15 protein-coding genes are annotated in these 23,363 nt (G+C 66.9%); 7 read left to right on the top strand and 8 right to left on the bottom strand.

Features of this window, described 5'->3' with window-relative positions; translation table 11 throughout:
- Positions 1–81: 81 nt before the first annotated feature.
- From AC07M9_RS16535 to AC07M9_RS16555, 5 genes are all read right to left on the bottom strand, one after another.
- Positions 82–279, bottom strand: a complete 198-nt coding sequence (locus tag AC07M9_RS16535) for a hypothetical protein (RefSeq protein ID WP_494885172.1) — start codon at positions 277–279, stop codon at positions 82–84.
- Between the two features lie 2 nt (positions 280–281).
- The gene (locus tag AC07M9_RS16540) at positions 282–1,022 is read right to left on the bottom strand and encodes an AcvB/VirJ family lysyl-phosphatidylglycerol hydrolase (protein WP_494885174.1); all 741 of its coding nucleotides are present in this window, start codon (positions 1,020–1,022) and stop codon (positions 282–284) included.
- The gene (gene mprF / locus AC07M9_RS16545; protein WP_494885176.1) at positions 1,019–3,640 is read right to left on the bottom strand and encodes a bifunctional lysylphosphatidylglycerol flippase/synthetase MprF; all 2,622 of its coding nucleotides are present in this window, start codon (positions 3,638–3,640) and stop codon (positions 1,019–1,021) included. Before mprF ends, AC07M9_RS16540 begins: the two co-directional genes overlap by 4 nt.
- Positions 3,637–4,059, bottom strand: coding sequence for a DUF2147 domain-containing protein (locus AC07M9_RS16550; protein WP_494885178.1), 423 nt, complete (start codon positions 4,057–4,059; stop codon positions 3,637–3,639). Before AC07M9_RS16550 ends, mprF begins: the two co-directional genes overlap by 4 nt.
- Before the next feature lie 91 nt (positions 4,060–4,150).
- Positions 4,151–4,504 (bottom strand): hypothetical protein, encoded by a 354-nt coding sequence (locus tag AC07M9_RS16555; RefSeq protein WP_494885180.1) that lies wholly within the window; start codon positions 4,502–4,504, stop codon positions 4,151–4,153.
- A gap of 171 nt (positions 4,505–4,675) precedes the next feature.
- Between AC07M9_RS16555 and AC07M9_RS16560 the strand changes: the two genes are divergently transcribed.
- The 6 genes from AC07M9_RS16560 to AC07M9_RS16585 all read left to right on the top strand — a co-directional run bounded on the left by AC07M9_RS16560 (position 4,676) and on the right by AC07M9_RS16585 (position 17,466).
- Complete coding sequence (locus AC07M9_RS16560) at positions 4,676–5,365, top strand: winged helix-turn-helix domain-containing protein (RefSeq protein ID WP_494885181.1); 690 nt, start codon at positions 4,676–4,678, stop codon at positions 5,363–5,365.
- Positions 5,362–6,720: a sensor histidine kinase gene (locus AC07M9_RS16565; RefSeq protein ID WP_494885182.1), complete on the top strand. Its 1,359-nt coding sequence runs from the start codon at positions 5,362–5,364 to the stop codon at positions 6,718–6,720. Before AC07M9_RS16560 ends, AC07M9_RS16565 begins: the two co-directional genes overlap by 4 nt.
- A 397-nt stretch (positions 6,721–7,117) precedes the next feature.
- Positions 7,118–12,856 (top strand): Ig-like domain-containing protein, encoded by a 5,739-nt coding sequence (locus AC07M9_RS16570; protein WP_494885183.1) that lies wholly within the window; start codon positions 7,118–7,120, stop codon positions 12,854–12,856.
- A 47-nt stretch (positions 12,857–12,903) separates the two neighbouring features.
- On the top strand, positions 12,904–14,124 hold the full coding sequence (locus AC07M9_RS16575; protein ID WP_494885184.1) for a TolC family protein: 1,221 nt from the start codon (positions 12,904–12,906) through the stop codon (positions 14,122–14,124).
- Positions 14,121–16,286 (top strand): type I secretion system permease/ATPase, encoded by a 2,166-nt coding sequence (locus AC07M9_RS16580; protein ID WP_494885185.1) that lies wholly within the window; start codon positions 14,121–14,123, stop codon positions 16,284–16,286. The genes AC07M9_RS16575 and AC07M9_RS16580 overlap by 4 nt, the downstream gene beginning before the upstream one ends.
- The gene (locus AC07M9_RS16585; protein WP_494885186.1) at positions 16,276–17,466 is read left to right on the top strand and encodes a beta-barrel domain-containing protein; all 1,191 of its coding nucleotides are present in this window, start codon (positions 16,276–16,278) and stop codon (positions 17,464–17,466) included. Before AC07M9_RS16580 ends, AC07M9_RS16585 begins: the two co-directional genes overlap by 11 nt.
- A 7-nt stretch (positions 17,467–17,473) precedes the next feature.
- On the opposite strand, the gene AC07M9_RS16590 is transcribed toward AC07M9_RS16585, so the two are convergent.
- On the bottom strand, positions 17,474–19,009 hold the full coding sequence (locus AC07M9_RS16590) for an MFS transporter (RefSeq protein WP_494885187.1): 1,536 nt from the start codon (positions 19,007–19,009) through the stop codon (positions 17,474–17,476).
- Positions 19,010–19,272: 263 nt separating this feature from the next.
- On the opposite strand from AC07M9_RS16590, the gene AC07M9_RS16595 reads away from it, so the two are divergent.
- Positions 19,273–20,112 carry a YncE family protein gene (locus tag AC07M9_RS16595; RefSeq protein WP_494885189.1) on the top strand — a complete coding sequence of 280 codons (840 nt, stop codon included), beginning with the start codon at positions 19,273–19,275 and terminating at the stop codon, positions 20,110–20,112.
- Positions 20,113–20,152: 40 nt separating this feature from the next.
- Here the strand turns inward: AC07M9_RS16595 and AC07M9_RS16600 are convergent, their stop codons facing one another.
- Positions 20,153–21,049, bottom strand: a complete 897-nt coding sequence (locus tag AC07M9_RS16600; protein WP_494885191.1) for a pirin family protein — start codon at positions 21,047–21,049, stop codon at positions 20,153–20,155.
- Positions 21,050–21,162: 113 nt separating this feature from the next.
- Complete coding sequence (locus AC07M9_RS16605; RefSeq protein ID WP_494885192.1) at positions 21,163–23,301, bottom strand: molybdopterin-containing oxidoreductase family protein; 2,139 nt, start codon at positions 23,299–23,301, stop codon at positions 21,163–21,165.
- Positions 23,302–23,363: the final 62 nt, after the last annotated feature.

The raw sequence follows: 23,363 nt of genomic DNA on the forward strand, positions 1-23,363 counted from the left end.
AGCCCCAGCGATAGGCCCGCCGGGATGAGGGTGACCTGATCGGCCCCTTAACTTTTGGTCATGTTCGCAAAAAGGCGGAAGTCATCCCATCATCCCCGAACGGAACCAGCGGCGCAGCGAGGGAATGCGGCGCAGTTCGCACCCGCAGATACGGCACCGGCAACTCTGGATGCCCGAGGCATCGACGGTGAACTTCGTGGAGGCGACGTGTCGCTCCTCGCGGCAGTCGGCGCGGCTGCCGGTCAGGCGCCTGGCGGAGCGGGCTGGTTCGCTCGCCATCGTCAGATTCCCGCCGCCGGCGCCGCCGCGCGCAGCGCTGCCAGTGTGGTCTCGGCCACCAGCGCCCGGTTATGCTCGAGGTGGTGGTTGCCCGGCAGGCCGATCACCCGCGCGGCGCCTCTCAGGACGGGACACAGGCTACCTTGCTCTTCCCGCCCATAGACGCAGACGACCGGCGCCCAGCGCAGCGCACGCAGCGCCGCCATCGGGCGCGCGTCAGGCTTACCGATATAGGCCAGCGTGCTGGGATCGGCGCGAAAGTAGACGGTCTGGGCCGGCACGGTCAGGTCGATTGCCAGGATGCGGCGGCGCAGGTCGCGCGGGAGGTCGGCCGCGGTGGTGGCGATGATGTCGGCGCCGTAGGACTGTCCCATCAACAGGATCTTTCCGGCGCCGGTGCGGGCAAGCGCGAGGCGGATGGCCCCTTCCACTACGGCGTCAGCCTCGGCGCGGGTGCGATGGTGGGCGAAGACGACCGGTGAACTCACTCCGACGACCGGGATACCCCTCGCGGCGACGGCCTCGGCGATGTGCGCTCCCATCCCGAAGTTGAACCCCATGTCGCCTGAAAGGAACACCGCGGCGACTTTGGGTTTGCCGGAAACGGAGGCATTCCGGGCCGGAAACAGACGGATCGGATCGGAGCCAAGCAGGTGCAGCGCAGGGGCATTGATCGCCGCCAGCGCCAGCAATGCGATCAGCATCAGTGCTAGACGCGCCGGACGGAAGCGCAAGATGGTCATGCCGTCACTATCCTTTCCGGGAGACACTGCCGGGATTCCATCGACACTGCTGGGCGAACCACGGTGGATGTGGCGACGGGACCGGCCGCGATCAGCCGGGATACGTCGTGGAGCCCCTGTATCAGCCCGATACCATGGGGTCCGGCGACGTAGCGGGGCTCCCACCGGGGCGCGAACTTCTCCTTGTACCCGCGCAGGCCGCGGAAGCCGTAGAAGCTTTCTCCATGGCGGAACACCAGCGCCGCGGCCTTGGCCCAGGAGGGCGCGAGGTGTCGGCCCTCGATGCCGGACAGCGGCACCTGCCCCAGCGTGAAGCGCCGGTAACCGCGGGCCTTTGCCCAGATCATCAGGTTGGCGAACAAGAAATCCATCGTTCCGCGCGGCGCGTCATTGCGGTGGCGCATGAGATCGACCGAGGCCTCGGACTGGTCCTGCGTCAGCCACAGGTTCGCGAAGGCGACGATCCGGCCTTCGACCATGACCAGCGCCATGTCGAAATTGAGCAAGTACGTGCGGTCGAAGCTGCCGAGGCTGAAGCCCTTTTCGCGGTGGCCCTTGGCCTCCATCCACTCGGCGGAGATCGCCTCGAGGTCGTTGAGGATGATCGGCACGGCGGCGGCGGGAACCACGCGCAGGGTCGCGCCCGCCTTGGCCGCCACGCGCTCGGACTTGCGGACGCTGCGCAGCTGCGGGGTGCCAAGCTCGAAAGTTTCGAGGTCGACTATCGCCTCCTCGCCGTACTTGACGATCTGCAGGCCCATGCCGATCGCGAGGTCGAGCACGGCGGGCGACACCTCGTAGAGCATCAGGCGTCCCTGCCGGCGGTGCGACAGGTCACGGATGGCCCAGAGCAACTCGCCCCACGACCTTTCCGCGCCGACCGGATCGCCCATGACGACCCAGCTCGCCCCCTTGACCTGGTACATGACGAAGGCGTCGCCGGCGTTCGAGACCAGGAACCGCTTGTCGCCGGTCAGCGCCAGCATCGCCTCGGTGCGGCCGCTGGAGGCGAGGATCGCGCGGATCGCGGGACCTGCATTCTCCACGTACTGCCGGCGGCTCGATGGTGCGAACAGTCGCGAGAGGGCGAAGCCCGCAACGAACACGGCGGAGGCCAGTCCAGCGCGCAGGTAGCGCGGGGCATCGGCGCGCAGGGCGAACTTCCACCATAGATCGTCGTCATAGGGAACGTGGCGATACGCGAAGATTCCGGCCCACACGGCAAGCGCCGCGACCATCGCGATACCCGCCAGCCAACCGGCAGTGAGCGGCGTCTCGGTCAGCGCGGTCCGGCGATAGAAAGCGCCGCGCGTCAGGTGCAGCAGCGCGGCCAGCCCGAGGCAGGCGGCCGCCTCCTCATAGTCGATGCCCTTGGTGAGCGAAAAGAACGCCCCGGCCAGCAGCAGCAGCCGGGTCGCGAGGCAGGCCCCGTCGAGCCGCCGATATAGGCCGGGCGCCAGCAGCAGCAGTGCGGTGCCGACGAGGCTGGCGGCGATGTGGCTCGCCTCGATGAAGGGGAGCGGCAACACGTCGGCCAGCAGCCCCATGCGCGCGTGGATGGCGGGAAGCGAACCCGACAGCAGCAGCATCCCGCCGCCGAGGAAAACCGCACCGCTCAGCAACAGAGGCGATATGCTGGTGGCGAGCGTCTGCATCCCGTCCACCAGCATCGCCATCCGGCGGCTGCGCGCACCCTCGTGCCACGCCAGCAGCAGCGCGGCGATCACCAGCGGCAGCAGGTAGTAGACGAGGCGGTAGGCGATGAGCGCGGCGAACAGCGTGGCCTTGTCGATTGGCAGGACGGCCAGGACGACTGCCTCGAACACGCCGAGGCCTCCCGGAACATGGCTCACCAGCGCGACCACGATGCCCAGCGCATAGGCGAGCACGAAGGCGGGAAGCTGGGCGGGATCGGCCGCCGGGATCAACACGAAGAGCGCGCCCGCCGCGCAGGACAGGTCGATGAAACCGATGCCGGTCTGCACCGCGATGTCACGCGGGCGCGGAAGGGGCAGCCGCATGCCCACGATCGAGAGCGGTTCGTTCACGCGTCCGGCGATGACCACCAGAGCCGCCATGACAGCGAGCATCGCGGCTCCGCCCAGATGCGTGGCGACGGGGCCGAGCGACACCGGGCCGAAGTCCAGCTGGCCGCGATGGAGTAGCATCGCCGCCCCGCCGATCGTCAGCACGCCTGCCCAGAAATTGCCCGCTGCCAGTGCGACGACGCGGGCGACGTCCGGCCCGTCGAGCCCTGCCGCAACGTAGATGCGATAGCGCGCCGATCCTCCGGTCAGCAGCGAGAGCCCCAGGTTGTGGCTCAGCGTATAGCTTGTGAACGAGGCCAGCGCGGCAGTCCGCCACGGCAGCGGGCGGCCGATGATGCGCAGCGCCAGATAATCGTAGAACGTCAGGGCGAAATAGCTGGCGGCCGTGAACCCCAACGCCAGCACGATCTGCGTCCAAGTCAGCGCATGGACGGCGGCGCGAACGTCTCTGTAGCGTATCTCCCGCGTCAGGGCGTCGAGCGCTGCGAAACCAAGCGCGATCACGGCAAGAACGACGGCCAGCGTGATAAGTCGGCGATGGCGCTCGAACAGGCCGCGCAAGAGGGTCATGCCGGCACCTGCCCGATCCGGCTCCACACCTGCGACCTGCACAGCAGGCCGCCCAGTATGCAGCCCTTGACCTTCAGGCGGTCGGGCGAAATCTCGTCGATCTCGGACGCGAAGCGGCGGCCCATGTTCGGCACGAAGACGGTACCCTCCCACACGCCCCGGGCACGGAGGCGGTAGTTCTCGAGCAGTTCGGTGCCGATGAGGCGCGGGACACTGGCAGCGGCGGCGTCGGCCCGGGCCTGTCCGCTCGCCCAGACGATCCGGCCGCACAGTGTGCGTTCCCTGCTCTGGCCGCATGTATCGGTGTGCACCGCCAAGGTGTGTTTCGGGTTCATCCAGAGGCCTTCACCACCCTCGCTCGCGAAAGCCGGTGTGGCGCCAAGTACGGCGAGAAACGGGATGAGGAAGGCGAAACGCATGGCAGGCTCCGGAACATGAGCACCGAATAGTCTCCGCCGGATTGCAGGATCTTCGCCGCGGCATGAACAATCGGCAATCTAGGTGGCCCGCTCAGCTCCCGAGCGAATAGGTGATGACGAAGCAGGCGACCGTCAGCATCACCATCGCCGCGATGAACGTCACGTCGGCGACCCGTTCCAGCCAGTGCAGCCGCGTCACCGACTGCACCCGCAGAGCGAAGTAGGAACACAGGGTCGCCGACAGGAACGCCAGCGCGTCTGCCGAAAGCAGGTCATCCGCGATAGTCTCGCCACCCCGCGCCACCACCGCGACGCGCAGCAGCCCGATCCCGGTCATGCAGACGCCGACCATGGCCGAGGCGATGGGGCAGATCAGGCGGCAGGTCCCTTCATCGAGCCTTGCGCGGCGCTGGCGCGGGTTATCGGATGCCGTGTCTGGTTCCATCGTCGGGGAGCCTTGCTGCCTCGCCCTTGCTGCGGGCGTCTCGACGTGAGTACGATGGTGCGCGCTTCTGTCGGCTGGAGGGCAAATGACCGAAAGTTAATGTGCTCCCCACGGCCTTCGATATCCGGCAAAGGGTATGGATGAATTGAAAACCACGGAGACGCCGGCGGAATGAGCCAGAAAATCCTGCTTGTCGAAGACGATGCGGCGACCGCCGAATTCATCGCCAATGGCCTCGAGGAAGCCGGCTTCCTCGTCGATGGCGCCGCGAACGGTCGCGATGGCCTGTTTCTCGCGACCGACGGCGGCTACGGCTGCATCGTCCTTGACCGCATGCTGCCGGGCCTCGACGGCATGGCGGTGCTGGCCGCGATGCGCGGCGCGGGCGTGGAAACGCCGGTCATCATCCTTTCCGCGCTCGGCTCGCCCGAGGACCGGATCAAGGGCCTGACCAGCGGCTGCGACGACTATCTCGTCAAACCCTTCACATTCGCCGAACTCCTCGCCCGCATCCGCCTGCTGATCCGCCGGGGCGCGTCTTCGGCATCGGGCCCAGAAACCGTGCTGCGCTGCGATGACCTTGAAATGGACCTGCTTTCCCGCCGCGTCCGCCGGGGCGAGCGCACGATCGACCTACAACCGCGAGAGTTCCGCCTCCTGGAGTTCCTGCTGCGCCATGTCGACCAAGTGGTAACGCGCACGATGCTGCTCGAAGGCGTCTGGGACTATCACTTCGATCCCGGCACCAACGTCGTCGACGTCCACCTCAGCCGCCTGCGCAAGAAGATCGACGAAGGCGAGATGCGGCGGCTCCTGCATACGGTGCGCGGCGCGGGCTACCGCATCGGCGCCGAGCCGTGAGCTTCACGTCAGCGATCTGGCGTTCGACGACGTTCCGTTTCGCCGCGCTGGTATTCCTGTTCCAACTCATCGCCGCGGCCGTGCTGCTGTTCGGCCCCACCGCGCTGCTGCGGTCCCAGAACCGCGCCGACGCCGTCGCGGTCGCCCAGACCATGCGCGACGACCTGCTGGAGACCTACGACAATGGCGGCCTGCCCGCCCTCACCCACGCGGTCATAATGCGCACCTCGCGGCAGGTCGAGCGCTCCGCAGTGCTGCTGGTCATCTCACCCGAAGGCCGGCCGATTGCAGGGAATCTCGAGGCATTGCCCACCGACCTGCCATTCGCCGGGCCCTACACCCTGGTGAATAAGCAACGCTCAGGTCATGCTGCGCGCGAGGCCATGCTGGTACAGCTGGTCCGCCTGCGGAGCGGCGGGACCCTGCTGACCGGAACCGTGGTGGAGAACGAGCGCCAGGTCATTGCCCTGCTCGAGCGCACGAGCATGATCGCGCTCGGCATGTCGGTGCTTTTTGCCGTGGCCGCGGCGTTCCTCTCCACCCGCTTCATCCTCGGCCGCCTCAAGGCAAGCATCGCGACGCTGGGTGATGTCCGCTCGGGCAACCTCTCCCGCCGCGTCCCGCGCGATGACACCGGCGACGCTTTCGCCCTGCTCGGCAGCGAGGTGAACCAGGCGCTCGACCGCGTGGCGGCGCTCAACGACGAACTCAAGATCGCCACCGACACGCTCGCCCACGACCTGAAATCCCCCCTCACCCGCATGCGCGCCGCGCTCGACCGCGCCGCGCGGCACGTCGAGGACCCGCAGGCGCAGCCGTTCATCGACCAGGCCCTCGCCGAAAGCGAGCGGCTGCTCGCCATCATCGAGACCGCGCTCAGCATCACCCGCGCCGAGGCTGGACTGGGCCGCGAGAGCTTCGTCCCCGCCGACCTTTCCGAACTGCTGGAGACTGTCGCCGAGATATACGCTCCGCTCGTGGAGGACCAGGGCCGCGCCATCGTCGTCCAAGCACCTGCCCGGTTCGACATGCCGGTGCACCGCCAGCTGCTCGATCAGGCAATCGGCAACCTCGTCGACAACGCGCTGAAATATGGCCGGGGCACCATCAGGCTTGCGCTCGTGCCCGACGTTGACGGCGCGGCCATTACCGTGGCCGACCAGGGCCCCGGCATCGCACCCGGGCAGCGCGAGCAGGCGCTGCGCCGGTTCAGCCGCCTCGACGAAGCACGCGGCGGCTGGGGCGCGGGCCTCGGCCTCTCGCTCGTACAGGCGGTTGCCCACCTCCATGGCGGCACGGTGGATCTGCGCGATGCTGCCCCCGGCCTCGACGTGACGATCAGGCTGCGCGTCTGAGCAAGGTCGAGGGGATTGTCCCGAATGCCGGGGCCATCAACTTCATCCGTTATCGAGTGCCGACGGTACGGAGGATTTCCCTTAAGCGGCAGCGGCGTTTGGTTCCCGGCCAATCCACTCGGATTCGGATGAAGTCTGAATTGGCTGATCCCGGCATGCGCTTAATCCAAATGATCCCGGATCCCGGCAATGGTCGAGCTTCGCGGGCACGGGGGCGAACAACGTCTCTCCGCCCTCATGCCGACCGCAGACGAGATCAGGAAAATTGCGATGTCCGGCACCGACGCAGCCGGGCGGTGTCGCGTGCGCGCTCCGGCCATGCTGGTCCCGATCGCACGGCACCGCAGGGCTGCCTTGGCCAGGACCATTTAGGTTCGCCGTTCGTGGGAGATCTGAAATGCCTGTCGAAGCCAAGGTTGCACCGAATACCTCAGGAATAAGCGCCTCGCCTATTCAGGCTGTGGAGGGATCGGTCACCGTCCCCGCAGGTAGCAGCATCGCCCTCAACGTCGCGCCCGAAGCTGTCGCCGGGTATGGCCGCGAAGGCGCCGACCTGCTGGTCCACCTCAAGTCGGGCGAAGTAGTCCGCATCACGAACTTTTACATCGACCCGACCAAGGTTTCACATCTCCTTCTCGTCAACGAGGATGGGCTGGTCACCACCGAGATCGGCCAGGCAACCACCGGTGCGCTGTCTTCGGCCGCTTATGTGCCGATCGACGCCACGGCGGCTTTCTCCGCGACGACGGCAGGAACCGCCGGTGCCGCTGCTGGCGCCGCCGCGGGCACTGGCGGCGCGGCGCTGGGCGCCGGGACGCTAATCCCGCTGGCGGCGCTGGCCGGTGGAGGGTTGGCTGTCGCAACCGGTGGCGGAGGGAAGGCCGAAGCGGCGGCTCTTCCCGACACCACAGCACCGGCGGCCGCGACCAACCTTGCGATCAGTGCCGCAGGCGACCGCCTGACCGGCAGCGCGGAAGCCGGCGCGACGGTTAGCGTCGATATCGACGGCAACGGGTCGGGCGACTATTCCGCCACCGTTGGTTCGAACGGTACTTTCACCGTGCCCCTCGTTCCGCCCCTCCTCGATGGCGAGACGGTGCGCGTCACCGTCAGGGACGCGGCCGGCAATGTCGGGCCCGCCGTCTCGGTGACCGCTCCCGACACCACTTCGCCCGGCGCGGCTGAAGAGGTGACGATCGCTGCGGACGGCACCGGCATTTCAGGCAGCGGCGAGCCCGGCAGCACTGTGACCGTTGATGTCGATGGTGATGGCGATACCGACTACACCACGACGATCGGGGGCGACGGTAGGTTCAGCATCGTTTTCGTCGCTCCGGTCGATAACGGGCAGCAAATCGACGTCAGCATTACCGATCCTGCCGGCAACACGAGCCCGCCCGTGGTCGTCACTGCGCCGGACCTGTCGCCGACTCCTGCCACCGCGCCCACCCTGTCGCCGACCAATGGCAATGTCCTTTCGGGCACGGCGGGGAGCGGGGTCGCGGTCCTGCTGACCGATGCGGCGGGCAGCACTCTCGGGCGGGCCACAATCGGCAGTGACGGCAGATGGTCGTTCACGCCCAGCACTCCGCTGCCGGATGGCACGGTCGTTTCGGCAGCGGCCGTCAACGCGGTCGGTGAGGCAGGGCCATCCGCCACCGTCACGGTGGATGCCGTCGCTCCCCGTGCGCCGGTGATCGCGCCTTCGAACGGCGCCGCGGTCTCCGGTTCGGCAGAGGCAGGGGCTACGATCCTGCTCTCCGACGCCAGTGGGCATCCGCTGGGAAGCGCCGCCGCCCGTGCCGATGGCACGTGGATCTTCACGCCGGCGGAGCGGCTTGGCAACGGCACCGTGGTGACCGCCGTAGCGGTCGATGCATCCGGCAACGGCAGCGCGCGAACCAGTGTTACCGTCGATGCCATAGCACCCGCCGCGCCCACGATCGCACCGTCCAACGGAATTTCGATAACCGGCACCGCAGAGGCGGGGTCAACCGTGACGCTGACCGACCACGACGGCAGGGTGATCGCCCGGGTAATTGCCGACGCTAGCGCGCACTGGACTTTCACGCCACCCACCCGTTTTGCGAATGGAACAGTGCTGATCGCCACAGCGCGCGATGCCGCTGGCAATACCGGGCCTCAGGCCACAGCGACCGTAGACTCCAGCGCGCCCGGTGCACCGGTCATCGATCCCACCAACGGAAGCATTTTGTCCGGCAACGCGGAAGCCGGCGCCGTCGTCACGCTGACCGATGGGGGCGGCAATTCCATCGCGCAAGTCCAGGCAGACAGCAACGGCGACTGGATCTTCGTCCCGCCAGCGCCCCTGCCCGACGGAACGGTGGTCGTCGCTGTGGCAACCGATGCTTCCGGCAATATCAGCGGACAAGCCATTGCGACCGTCGATGCAATCGCTCCGGCGGCGCCCGTGATCGCTCCCAGCAATGGTGCGATGGTGTCGGGTACGGCTGAGCCGGGTGCAACCCTTTCGCTCACCGATGGTGCCGGCAACGCCATTGGGCAGGTCAGGGCGGACGGCACGGGCGACTGGAGCTTCACGCCCGCATCGCCACTTCCCAACGGGACCGTGATTCATGCGGTGGCGCAGGATGCCGCCGGCAATTTCAGCCCTCAGGCCAGCGGCGCAGTCGATGCCGCGGCGCCCCCACAACCTACCATCGCGGCGACCAACGGCGCGGTGCTGACGGGAACGGCCGAGGCGGGCGCAACGTTAACCCTGACCGACGGAAACGGAAACGCGATCGGTCAAACCTCGGCGAACCTCGGAGGCAACTGGAGCTTCACGCCGGGCACGCCCCTGCCGAATGGTACCATCGTCAGGGCAGTGGCGCAGGATGCCGCGGGTAACGAAAGTCCGGCCGCAACCGCCACGGTGGACGCGGTGGCGCCTGCTGCGCCCATCATCAACCCCTCGAACGGCGCCGTGCTGACCGGCTCTGCCGAGTCTGGCGCAACGATTTACCTCACCGACGGTAACGGCAACCCCATCGGCCAGATAACCTCAGACGTGAATGGCGGATGGAGCTTCACGCCTGGCTCGCCCCTTCCTGATGGAACCACGGTCAATGCCGTGGCATTCGACGCGGCAGGTAATGTGAGTGCTCCAGGCAGCGCCAGGATCGACGCGGTAGCGCCCGCCGCGCCTGCCATCGATCCCTCCAGAGGGACGGAATTGACGGGAACGGCGGAGCCCGGCAGCACCGTCACGCTGGTCGATGGCAATGGAAACCCGATTGGTCAGGTCCTCGTCGACGGCACCGGCCACTGGGCCTTCACGCCCACTACCCCGCTGCCCGACGGGTCCGTAGTGGAGGCGACAGCCCAGGATGCGGCGGGCAATACCGGCCGTCAGTCCACTATCTCAATCGACGCTGTCGCTCCCCCAGCCCCCGTCATCGCTCCCAGCGACGGCAGCGAAATCAACGGTACCGCCGAGCGCGGCGCGCGCGTTATCCTGACCGATGGCAACGGCAATCCCGTTGGCGAAGCGACGGCAGATGGCCTCGGCAACTGGTCCTATGTGCCCGGTTCCGCGCTGACGAACGGCACCGTCATCAACGCCGTCGCGCAGGATGCGGCGGGCAACACCAGCGCGCCCGCCAGCACGACCGTGGACTCGACGGCGCCGGTCGGCCCCACCATCGATCCCACGAACGGTTCGCAGGTCACAGGAACGGCCGAGCCGAACTCGACGGTTGTTCTCATGGATGGCACCGGCAACGCATTCGCCCGCGCCGCCGTGCCTAACCTCGGCCTCGTGATCGGAGAGACGATCGCCGACGTCAGCGGGCACTGGACGTTCACGCCGCCGCTGCCTTTGCCCGACGGCACCGTGGTGATCGCGGTTTCGGTCGATGCGGCGGACAACGTGAGCATGGCGGTCAGCACTATCGTCGACGGGATCGCACCGCTCAACCCCACCATCGAACTCACCAACGGTCTCGCGATCGAGGGTACGGGGGAACCTGGTGCGACGATCGTCCTTACCGACGTGGCGGGCCTCGTCATCGGCGAGACTACGGTCGGACTCAACGGGCACTGGACCTTCACCCCCTCCTCGGCCCTGCTCAACGGCTCAGTGGTGCATGCCGTGGCTATCGATGCCGCGGGCAACTCCAGCCAAGCCGCCACCACGATCGTCGATGCGCTCAGCCCGGCGATGCCGGTCATCAACGTCAGCAACGGAATTTCACTGACCGGCACCGCGGAGCCCGGCACGACAGTGCTGCTGACAACCAGTTTGGGGGCGACGATAGGGCAGGCCACTACAGACATCCAAGGCAACTGGCACTTTATCCCCGCATTGCCGTTACCCAATGCCACGGTCGTGATCGCCACCGCGCAGGACATGGCAGGCAATGTCAGCCTTCCTGCGGTGACGGCGATCGATTCCATCGCACCGGCGAGCCCGACGCTCGTGCTTTCGTCCGATGGCGCCATCCTGAGTGGTTTGGCTGAGCCAAACAGCCAGCTGTCGATCGTCATCAATGGCGATACCGCTCATTCGATCGTGGTGTCGGTCGGCCCCGCCGGCACGTTTTTCCTGCCTTTCGCACCGCCCTTGGTCGCAGGTCAAAGTATCAGCGGCACGTCGATCGACCCGGCCGGAAACCACAGCATTCCGGCCGCCATCATCGCCCCCGACCTCACCCCTCCGACCATCACCGTGCCTGAAGCGGCGGACGGTTGGGTGAATTCGGCGGAGGCGGCAAATGGTATTCAGGTCCAAGTGATCCTGCGCCCCAGCGCGCAGATTGGACAGGTGGTCACCGCCAAGTTCGACGGCCAGAACGGTTACGAAACACATGCGACGCATGTACTGGCCGCAGGTGATATCGCGCTCGGACGGGTGGTCCTGAGCATCGTGCCGACCGGTAGCCTTGGTCCGTTGCCGGACGGGGCTGCCGCCGTCACGGCAAGCATCGGGGGCGGCCTGCCGTCCGCATCGGCATCCTTCACCATTGACACCACTCCTCCCGCCGCACCGGTCCTTTCCTTGACCAGCAGCCTGCTGACGATCTCGGCCGAGCCGGGAACCGAACTAGACGTCGCCATCGACCTCGGCGCCACAACGGCCAACGCGGTCCTGACCGCCGACAACAGCGGACTGGCTTCTCTCAACCTGCTTACCGGTCTCGATATTGGCCTGAGCTGGGATCAGCTGCTGGCGGCGCAGGTGGCCGTGACCGGGAAGGACCCTGCGGGCAACTCCAGCAACGTCGTCACGCTGCCGATTCTTTCCAACATCGAACAACCCGTGACGATCGGCAACTTCGCGGTAGACGCCAGCCTCAACCCGTTGAACCCGCGCCTCGGCATCAGCGGGACCACCGAGAGTGACGCGTCCGTGGCGATCAGGGTCATCACGCCGGCGCTCAATGTCCAGTTGCTGCCGGTCCAGGCGGACAGCTCCGGTCATTTCGAGCTTAACCTGCTCAGTCCGACGATCCTGAGCCAGCTGGGCCTCAACATCACCGATCTTCTCAACCTGGGCTCGCAGATATCGTTGAATCTGGTGGCCACCGACAGCCAGGGTGACGACAGCGCGTCCTACGGACTGGACCTGAGCCCGGCCGGACTGTCGCTTAACATTGGCCAGATCGACGTGAATGGAACCATCAGCGATGACGTCATGTCCGGCGTGAACGGCAGTGCCGAGCATATCAACAGCGGCAGCGGCAACGATCTCATCTTCAACGTAGGGACAGGGGATCACGTCTCGGCCAGCAATGCCGACGACACGATCCAAGTCACCGCGCCGAACTTCGCGGTGATCGACGGTGGTGCCGGATTCGATACCCTGCTGCTCGCGAACGGCATCCACCTCGACTACAATGCGCCGGGGGTCGGCACGCTCACCAATATCGAGCGGATTGATCTCGGCAGCGGTGACGGCGGCAGCGTGGTCACACTCACCGCTCCCGAGGTAAGCGCCATCACCGATGCCGGCCACGTCCTCCAAATCACGGGGGAAAGTAACGACGTGCTGAACATCGTGGGCGCGGTGGATACAGGCGCTACTCAGCTGCACAATGGGATCGTCTTCGATATCTACACATTCGGCACGAACACCCTGCTGGTCGAGGACAATTCCGTCCAGGTCGTCGTGTGACGACCGCGTGGGCGACGCGAAAGCGATCGTGCTGGGCTCTGAAGTCGGTGATTCTGCTATCGCTGGCGTCATGGCCGTGCCGCGTCTCGGCCATGACGCTCGAGGAAGCGGTGGCGGCGGGGATCGCTCGGCATCCCGAAATTGCCGCCGCCAACGCCGAAATCAGGGCGGCGAAAACCGACGTGGACGTGGCAAAGGCGGGATACCTGCCAGCTGTTTCGGTATCGGGGGGGCCACAGGACATATCGCCCGATGAATGGGCGTATGAAGTGACGGCGGCACAGATGGTCCACGATTGGGGGCAAGTCAAAAGCCAGGTCCGGGGTGCCCGCGCCGCGCAGCGGCAGCGGCGGGACGAATGGCTGATCGCGCGGGATGAGGCCACGTTGGATATCGTCGAAACCTACCTCGATGTCCTCTTGGCCCGCCGCCAGCGCGAGGTCGACCTTGCTCAGATCGCCACGCTGGACGATTTCGCGCAGATGACCGGGCTGCGTGCGCAAAGCGGCTATGCCGACCGCAGCGAGCCCGATCGATCGAAGCTCGAACTGGCGCGCGCGCGCCAGCGTCTCGCCAGTGACGACGGGCTTTTGGCCGATGCCGTCAGCCAGTTCGAAACTCTGGTAGGTGGTCCGCCCGATGAGCTTGTCGAACCCTCGCCGCAGTCGATGATGCCGCTCGTCATCGGCGGCACGGATGCGCTGATCGAGGCTTCGCCGCTCTACCTCAAGGCGGTGGAGGACACCGAACACGCCCGGGCGACATACGAAGAAAGCCGTTCCTCGAGCTTGCCGCGCGTCAACCTCGAAGCCACCGCGCTCAGCCGTGAGATCGGTGGCCGGATGCAGAGCGACGCCATCCTCGCCGTGCGATTCCGGATGAATCCGATGCAGGGACTATCCAGCTTCGACCGCGTGGACGGGGCCCGCCAACGCGTCGATGCCGCGCAGTGGAAGGAAAGTGCGGCGCGGCGGGACCTCGAACGCCGCCTACGCAACCTCGCCACCAACGGGGCGGCGCTGGCGGACCAGGAGGTTGCGCTGGAGCGGCAGGTGTCCAGCGCCGGTGAACTGGGCGGCCTCTATCGCGAACAGTTCGAGGCGGGCCGGCGCGACATCATTGACCTCATCACCATCCAGCGTGAGCACTACGACGCGCGGCGGTCGCTCAACGAAGTGCACCTGCAGATGATCCGTATTCAGTACCAGATCGGGGCGCAGCTGGGCCGCCTGACCGACCTGATCGAACTAGGGGAGCCAACGCCGTGAGCGCAACCAACGCCGAAACCTCCCGGCCGCTCTCCTTGCACGTCCGTGACCCCTTGCGCGAAGGGCTCGTCCTGCTCGCGGGGATGCTGGGGCGCCACACCAGCGCGAGCGAACTGGGAGACGGGCTGCCTCTGGTCGACGGGCGATTGCCAACCGAGATGGTGCCTCGGGCCATGCGGCGCCTGGAAATCGCCGCGCAGGTGCGCTGTTCCGATCTCGCGCTGCCGCGGTATCTCCTGCCCGCTCTGCTCTTGCTGGAGGACGGGGACTGCGTGGTCCTTTGTGCCATCGACGGCGATACCGCGACGCTGCGCCTGCCGCGCGCCGATGGCGGCGTGCAGAAGATGCCGATGACTGAATTGACCGCTCTGCATTCGGGCATGGCGGTCTTCGCCAAGGCCCGCTTCCGCTCCGAGGAGCGGGCTGGGGCGCTGGCGGCCACGGCCGGACAGCACTGGTTCTTCGGGGCGCTCCGCCGCTATCGCAACGCCTATCTCGAAGTCGCGCTCGGCGCGATGATGGCGAACCTGCTCGCCATTGCCTCGGCCCTGTTCGCGATGCAGGTCTACGACCGCGTGGTGCCCAATGCGGCGTTCGACACGCTGTGGCTGCTGGCGAGCGGCGTCGCCCTCGCCATCGTGTTCGAGGCCCTGCTGCGCCACATGCGGGGGCATCTGCTCGATACGATGGGCAAAAGCCTCGATCTCACCCTGTCCACTCAGCTTTTCGCGCGAGTGCTGCAGACCCGGCTTTCGGCGCGCCCCGCCTCGCTCGGCGCCTTCACCAGCCAGATCCGCGAGTTCGAGGGCGTGCGCGAGTTCTTCACCTCCTCCAGCGCGGCGATCGCCAGCGACCTGCCCTTCACGCTGATATTCCTGTCCGTGATCGCGCTGATCGGCGAGTGGATCGTGGTCGTACCCATCGCCGGGATCGTGTTAATGATCCTGCCCAGCCTCGTCATGCAGCGCCGCCTTGCCGAACTGTCGCGCCGCAACCTGCAGGAAGGCGCGATCAAGAACAGCATCCTGATCGAGGCGGTAGAGAACCTTGAGGCGATCAAGGCGGGGCGCGGCGAAGGGCGTGCGATGATGTTGTGGGAAGCGCTCACGGCGCAGCTCGCGGAAACCGCCAAGCAGACCCACTCGCTCGGCAGCGCGCTGACGTATGGCGCGGCGATGGTGCAGCAGCTGTGCTACGTCGGCGTCGTCGCCTTCGGGGTCTATCGCATCAGCGAGGGGGCGATGACGGTCGGCGCGCTCGTGGCCTGTTCGCTGCTCGCCGCCCGCGCAATCGCGCCGATGACGCAGGCCGCCGGTATCCTCGGGCGCTGGCAACACACCCGCGTCGCGCTGGAAGGGCTCGACCAGCTCATGGCCGCGCCGGTCGAGCGTCCGGAAAGCCGCGTCTTCGTCCGCGCCGAACGTCTGCGCGGCCGGTTCGAGGTTCAGGACCTCGTCATGCGCTACGGCGCTGACGGGCCGCCGGTTGTCAACGTCGCCGCGCTGGGCATCCGGGCTGGCGAGAAGATTGCCATCATAGGCGGCAACGGGGCGGGCAAGTCCACGATGCTGCGCTTGCTGTCAGGACTGGGCGACGCCACCTCCGGCAGCATCGTTCTCGACGGGATGAACCTTGCCCAGATCGACCCGTCCGACCGCCGCGCTGCGATCGGCTTTCTCCCGCAGGATGTCGCGCTGATGCATGGCACCCTGCGGGAGAACCTGAACCTCGAAGGGCGCGCGATCAGCGATGCGGACATGTACGCGGCGCTCGACGACGTTGGGCTCGGCCGGTTCGTGCGGGCCAATCCGCTCGGGCTCGACATGCCGCTGCTGGGCAGCCGCAGCCTTTCGGGCGGTCAGCGGCAGGCGGTGGGCCTTGCCCGCGTGATCCTGCAGGACCCGCCGATCGTCCTGCTCGACGAGCCCACCGCCTCCTTCGATCAGGCCAACGAGGAGCACGTCGTCGCCCGTCTGCAGGCCTGGCTGGGCGAGCGGACCTTGGTGGTGACGACCCACAAGCGCACCATGCTCAGCCTCGTCCAGCGGATCGTCGTGATGCGCGACGGGGCGGTGGTGATGGACGGACCGGTGGACGGGGTCGTCTCGGGAAACCAGGTGAAAGTGCCTGCCAGAACGACGGAAGCTGCACATGGGGGTTGAAGGCATTTCCGCGCAAGGGTTGCGCCGCGAACTCGACGATCCGTTCCGGACAAGTGCGCACCCGCTCTATCGGCCGCTGCTCTGGGCGGTGCTGGCCTGCATCGTGGTCGTCGTGACCTGGGCGGCGCTGGCGCGCATCGACGAGGTGACGCGCGGCGAAGGGCGCGTGGTGCCGGTCAGCCGGATGCAGAAGATCCAGAGCCTGGAGGGCGGCATCCTCGGCGACCTGCTGGTGCGCGAAGGCGACATGGTGCGTCGGGGACAGGCGCTGGTGCGGCTCGATCGTACCCATTTCCAGACCTCCTACGACGAGTCCGCGAACCAGGCGATCGTGCTCGCCGCCGCGATCGCGCGGCTCCAGGCCGAAGTGCTGGGCAAGGGCGCGATCGCCTTCCCGCCCGAGGTTCCGCCCGGCAGTTCGGTCGCGCGGTCAGAGCGGGAACTCTTCGCGTCCCGTCGCAGCAAGCTGGAGGAAGGGCGCCGCACGCTGCACCAGCAGATGCGGATCGCTCAAGGCCAGCTTGCGATCGTCCAGCCTCTCGCCGCGCGCAAGGTCGTGAGTGAGATGGAGGCCCTAAAACTGCGGCAGGACATCGCCACCTATAACGGCAAGCTGGTCGAACTCGAGAACACTTATGCGCAGGAGGCTTATACCGAGCTGGCGAACAAGCAGGCAGAACTGAGCGCGCTCAACCCGATCGTGCAGCAGCGCGGCGACCAGCTGCGGCGCACCGAAATCCGCTCGCCGGTGCGCGGGCGGGTGAACACGGTGCTCATCAACACGCGCGGCGGCGTGGTGCAGCCGGGCGAGCCGATCATGGAAGTCACGCCGATGGAGGATCGCCTGCTGATCGAGGCCCGCATTCGCCCGCGCGACGTCGCCTTCATCGTCCCCGGCATGCCCGCGAAGGTGAAGATCACCGCCTACGACTACACTATCTACGGCGACCTGAGCGGCAAGGTCGAGCGGATCGGGGCCGACACCGTCGAGGAGGAGACGGTCCACGGCAAGGAATCGTACTACCAAGTGCTCATCCGGACCGATGGCGCACACCTCATGCGCGAGGGGCGGCCGCTGCCGATCATCCCCGGCATGGTCGCCGAAGTGGACATCCTCAACGGCAAGCGCAGCGTGCTGAACTACCTGCTGCGGCCGATCATCAAGGCGCGGCTGAACTGAGGAGCGGTCATGCGGCGGAGCGCTTTTCCTCGGGTTCGTCCGCGTCTTCCTCCGCATGGCCGCTGATCTCCGCCCCGGCGTCGGGTGCAAAGCGCAGGTTCCACCAAGTGGCCGTCAGCGATACGGCCGTCACCACCCAGAACGCAGCCGAGAAATCGCCCAGTGCCGGCGTCGAATGGCCTTTCGCCAGCATCGCCAGATGGAGCGCCATCGCCGCGACGCAGATGCCGAGGGAAAGCATCAGCTGCTGGAACGTCGAGTAGAACGCGGTGGCGCTGCTCATGTGCTTCTTGTCGACCGCGGCGTAGGCGATGGTATTGTACGCGGTGAACTGGAACGACATGAAGAAGCCCGATACGGCGAGCACGCAGAACATCGCCCAGACCGGCCAGCTCGGGCCGAAGAAGCCGCAGATGGCATAACCGGCGGTCGCGATCACGCCGTTGCAGATGAGCGCGCGGCGGAAGCCGAAGCGGCGCAGGACGCGCTGTGCAAGGCTCTTCATGGCGAGCGAGCCGATCGCGGTTGCCACGGTGATCGTGCCGCTGCGCGCCGCCGAGAAGCCGAGGCCGACCTGCATCATCAACGGCAGCAGGAACGGCTGCGCGCCCTGGGTGATGCGGGTGATCGACCCGCCGATCACCGCCAGGCGAAACGTCTCGTCCTTGAGCAGGCCGAGGTCGAGGATCGCGCCCGAGCGGCCCCGCGCATTACGGACGTAGAAGACGCCGGCCACCACGCCGATGGCCACCAGCACGGCGGCCATCGCACCTTCGCCTGGGCGGCTCACCATCTCGAAGCCGAACAGCAGGCAGCCAAGCGACATGCCGCTGAGAATGAAACCCCGGGTGTCGAACCGGGCGGGCTCGTCCTCGCGGATGTTGGCGATGTAGCGGCCGACCAGCCAGAACCCCAGCGCGCCCATCGGCAGGTTAATGTAGAAGATCCAGCGCCAGTCGAGGTACGTCACGATGAAACCGCCCAGCGGCGGTCCGAGGATCGGCCCGATCAGCGCCGGCACCAGCAGCCACGACATCGCATTCACCATGTCGCGCTTGGCGACCGAGCGCAGCAGGACCAGGCGCCCGACGGGGATCATCATGGCGCCGCCGATGCCCTGCACGAAGCGCGAGACCACTATCAGTTCCAACGTCGGCGACTGGCCGCAGGCAAGGCTTCCAGCCACGAACAGCGCGATCGCGGTGCGGAACACGGTGCGCGATCCGAAGCGGTCCGCCAGCACGCCCGAGGCTGGGATGAAAATCGCCAGCGCCAGCAGGTAGGACGTCAGCGCGACGCTCATCTCCTGCGGACGGACGCCGAAGTCGCGCGCCATGGTGGGGAGCGCGGTCGCCAGCACCGTAGCGTCGACGAATTCCATGAACAGCGCGGAGGCAATGATGAGCGCGACGAGGCGGTAATTCGCGCTCGATTCCGGTGGGCCCACGTCCTGCGTCTTCGCCAGCGAACCACCGGCGGGGACGATACCGTCGCGCACTTCGGCATTGACCGAGGCGATGCCGCGCCGCCGTGGCCTCAGCATGGAGGCTCGCCGGGAAGGACTGGGAAGTACATGGTCTGTTTTCCGGTTCGAGGTCTCGACAAGGCCTCTCCCAAACCGGGCGCCTGTCTTCGCTGGCGCCGTTTGAACGCATATAGGAACGGACGGCTTCATTGAAACCGTTCTTTTGGCTTGTTTCCTCGCCAAGCGAGGCGCCGCCGCGTTTGAAAGCGCGGTGCCGGATTGACACATTAGCTTAGCATGGCCGGCCTAATCGGCCTTTTCGGCAACCGAGGCACTTTCTCATGACACGCTTGCTTTACGGCCCCGTGATCGCCGCTCTGCTGCTGATGCCGGCGGCGTCGATCGGCGCGGCGGAGCTCACTAGCGACGCCCCCTCGCCGCCGCCGTCGCCGGTTGCGCTGCGGATGAACGCTGCCGAGGCGCACCAGGGCGCGGCTTCCGACGGCACGTACCTCTACGCGATCGACAACGACCGCATCGGCAAATACCGCATCGCCACCGGCGAGAAGGTCGCCCAGTGGCAGGGCGAGCGCAGGCTCTACCCGCACATGAACAGCTGCACCGTGGTCGGAACCGAACTCGTCTGCGCCGCGTCGAACTATCCGGCAGTGCCGCAGACCAGCGCGGTCGAGGTGTTCGACACGCGCACGCTCAGGCATGTCCGCAGCGTCAGTCTCGGCTTCGGGCCGGGCTCGCTGACGGTGATGGACCATCATGACGGCAAGTGGTGGGCGGTCTTCGGCAACTACGAAGGCAAGGGTGGGGAACCGGGCCGCGACTATCGCTACACCGTGCTGGTCCGCATGGACGACCAGTTCCGCTCCGAGGCCAGCTGGGCTTTTTCCGAGGCAGTGCTGGCGCGCATGGCGCCCAGGAGCTGCTCGGGCCTCAGCTGGGGCGAGGACGGCCTGATCTACGCGACCGGCCACGATCGGCCCGAAGTCTACGCGATGCGCCTGCCCGAAGCGGGCTCGCGGCTCGAACTGGTGGACACCATCGGCATCGCCACTCCCGGCCAGGCAATCGACTGGGATCCCAAGGTCAAGCGCCGCCTGTGGTCCATCGGCCGGGGCGCGAACGAGGTCGTCGCAAGCGACATTCGCGAGGTTGCGGGGCACTGACCGCCGTCATCCCCGCTTTCGCCGGGATGAGGTTATGGCGTCAGGACATCGCCGGTGGCGGCTTCAGGAACGGGTCGTCGGGCAGCGGGATGAACTCCTGGTCGTCGGCGTCGGGCAGCTTCATGCGGCCCGCCTGCCAGTCGGCGGCGGCCTGGCGCAGGCGTTCCTTCGAGGACGAGACGAAGTTCCAGTAGAGGAAGCGTTCGCCTACCGGCTCGCCGCCCAGCACCATCACGGTCGAGCGTTCGGCCGCCGTCATGCGCGACACGTCGGGGCCGAGCACGAGCATGTTTCCCGCCTCGTGCCGCTGGCCATCGATCTCGACCGCGCCGGTGGCGATGTAGATCGCGCGCTCGGAATGACGGACGGGGATTTCCGCCTGCGCACCCGCGTCGAGGTCGAGATGCGCGTAGAACAGCGGCGAGTGGGTGCGCGCACCGGCGGTCAGGCCGTAAGCGCTGCCGGCGATGAGCTGGCCGTGGAGGCCCTTCTCACTCCACTGCGGCAGGTCGGCGCCTGCGTGGTGGGAGAACGAGGGCGCGGTTTCCTCGTCGCCGTCGGGCAGCGCGACCCAGGCCTGGATGCCGTGGAGGTGGTCGCCCTCGGTGCGGGCCTTTTCGAAGCGTTCGCTATGGGTGATGCCGCTGCCGGCGGTCATCCAGTTGACCTCCTGCGGCCGGATCGCCTGATGCGAGCCGACGCTGTCGCGGTGCATGATCTCGCCGGAGAACAGGTAGGTCACGGTCGACAGGCCGATGTGCGGGTGCGGCCGCACGTCGACGCTGCGGTCCACCCCCGCCGCCATGTCGAGCGGGCCCATGTGGTCGAAGAACACGAACGGCCCCACCATGCGCCGCTTCGCGAAGGGCAGCACGCGCCCGACGTCGAGCCCTCCGCCAAGGCTGCGGCGGCGCTGTTCGATCACCATCTCGATCATAAGGGACCTGTGTTTTCGTGTGCAGGGTCAGCGGGGCGGACGGCCCCGGTCATGGCTGCCCGGCATTCGCCGAGTCCAGCAGAGGCTAGACGAAATGCCCCTGCCCCGCAACGCTACTCGGCCGCCATGTCGAGCGCCTCCTCTTGGTCCTGCAGTACCGGCTCGATCTCGATCGGCACGCCGCTGAAATAGGCCATGCCGCCCAGCCAGTCCATGTCGTCGGTGCAGGTCAGGTTGTTGATGTTGGCGTCCTGATGGCCGTGCGGGATCGAGCAGACGCCGCGCACGATCGTCGGGTCGAGCTTGGCCGTCACCACGATCTCGCCCGACTTGTTGGAGACGCGCATCTTCTGCCCGTCCTCGATGCCGTGTTCGGCGGCGGTGTCCGGATTGATGAGGCAGTCGGCGATCTCGCCCAGGAAGCTCATCTGCGCGTTGAACTTGCGGCGCTGGCGGCGCGAGGAATAGACCAGCGGCTTGGGCTTGCCCGCATTCGCCTCGTCCTGGGCGAGGAAATGGTTCCACTGCGCGACGATCTCGGCGGGCATGAGCTGCCATCCGCCCGCGCGCTCGAAGTGGCGGTCGACCCAGGGCGCCGGAAGCTCGCGCGGATATTCGACGACGCGCTTTTCCTTCAGCTCCTCCCAGGTGCAGCGCGCCATCGCGAGGTGGGTGCCCTGCATGAAGTCGTCGTTCTCGTCGCTGTCGATGGCGGGCACATGATCCGCAACCGGCAGCCCGGCGCGGCGCATGATCTCGGCGATCACCCACCAGGCCGAGCGCCGCTCGCCCGTGGGTTTGACCAGACGCGGCGCGTATTGCAGCGAGACGTTCCAGTTGAGCGTGTCCCAGCGGGTGAACTCGTTGCGTTCGACCGTAGACTTGGTCGGCAGGATGTGGGTGCAGTAGCCGCTGACCTCGTTGTGGGTGATCTCCATGCTGACGTGCAGGTCGAGCTTGGGCAGCGCCTTGCGGATGGCATTCGCGTCCGGGAACGAGCGCAGCAGGTGGCCGCCGAAGTTGAAGAAGGCGTGCATGTAGCCCTGCTCGATCTCCTGCGGCAGCACCGCGCAGGGCCAGTCGCCCAGCACGCCCTTCACGTCCGGGCGGACGTGCGAGCCGCGCGTGAAGGCGCTGTCGAGGAGCGGCAGGTGGTCGACGAACTTGTCGAACGGGAACAGCACGCCGGGGTGCATCCAGAGCCCGCCCCTAGCGTTCATCGAGCCGGTCAGGATCATGATGAGCCAGCACATCCACACCGTCAGGTTGCACCCGGGCGACATGCCGACGCCGGTGCCCGTCTCGATCGCGACGATCTTGCGGCGGCGGATGGCGTCGAGCAGGTCCTGCAGCTGCTGCTCGGGCACCCCGGCGATCTCGGCAGCCTTGGCGCGGGTGTGGTCCTTGAGCAGCGCGCGCAGCGGTTCGAGGTCGTTGATCGGCTGCTTCGGATCGAGCGGCCCGCCCTCGATGATCTCGCGCACGATCCAGGCGAGCGCGGCGTAGTCCTTGCCGGGATAAGTGGCGATGTGACCCCTGGCGAAGTCGGCGGTCTCGGTGCGCACCGGGTCGATCACCCAGATCTCGCCGCCGCGCTTGTTGATGGCCTTGAACCACATGCCGGGCTGGTACATGCCGGTGTTGTGGGCGTGGCTGACCATCGGGTTGGTGCCGACGTAGATGACCATCTGGCATTCGTCGTAGTCGGTCTTGGGATTGAGCCCGTAGAAGCGCCCCATCGCGCCCGACATCATGACCTTGGCGGTGCCGTCGTTGGTCAGCGGCGTGAATTTCGGCCCATGGTCGAGCGCCGCCCAGAGCGCATCCTCCATGGTGTAGCCGGAGGAATCGAGCCCCAGACCGCTGCCGAAATACATGCCCACCGAATGCGGCCCATGCGCGTCCACGACCTTGCGCAGCCGCGCGCCGACATCGTCCAGCGCCTGGTCCCAGCTGACCTCGACGAGTTCGTCGCCCTTGCGCATCATCGGGCGCGTGATCGGGCGATCCAGGTGGTGGAGCTGGCCGGTCGCCCTGCCCTTGGGACAGCTGTAGCCCTTGGTGATCGGGTGATCGCGGTCGGCCTTGACCTTGAGGATCTTGGTGTCGTTGGCCACTTCCGCGACGATGCCGCAGTTGGTCATGCAGACCTTGCAGTAGGTCCGCTTCAGCTCGACGACGTCGCCTTCCTCGGCCTGCATGGGGATCGGCTGGGCTTCCGCGGGGTCGAACGCGATGGGCGTGATGGCCACGACTCTCTCCTGTGTCCGCGATCCTCTAAGTGATCGTTCGTTCTATTAGGACACAGGGCCAG

It is taken from the genome of Novosphingobium sp. GW821-FHT09E05, assembly GCF_059416165.1.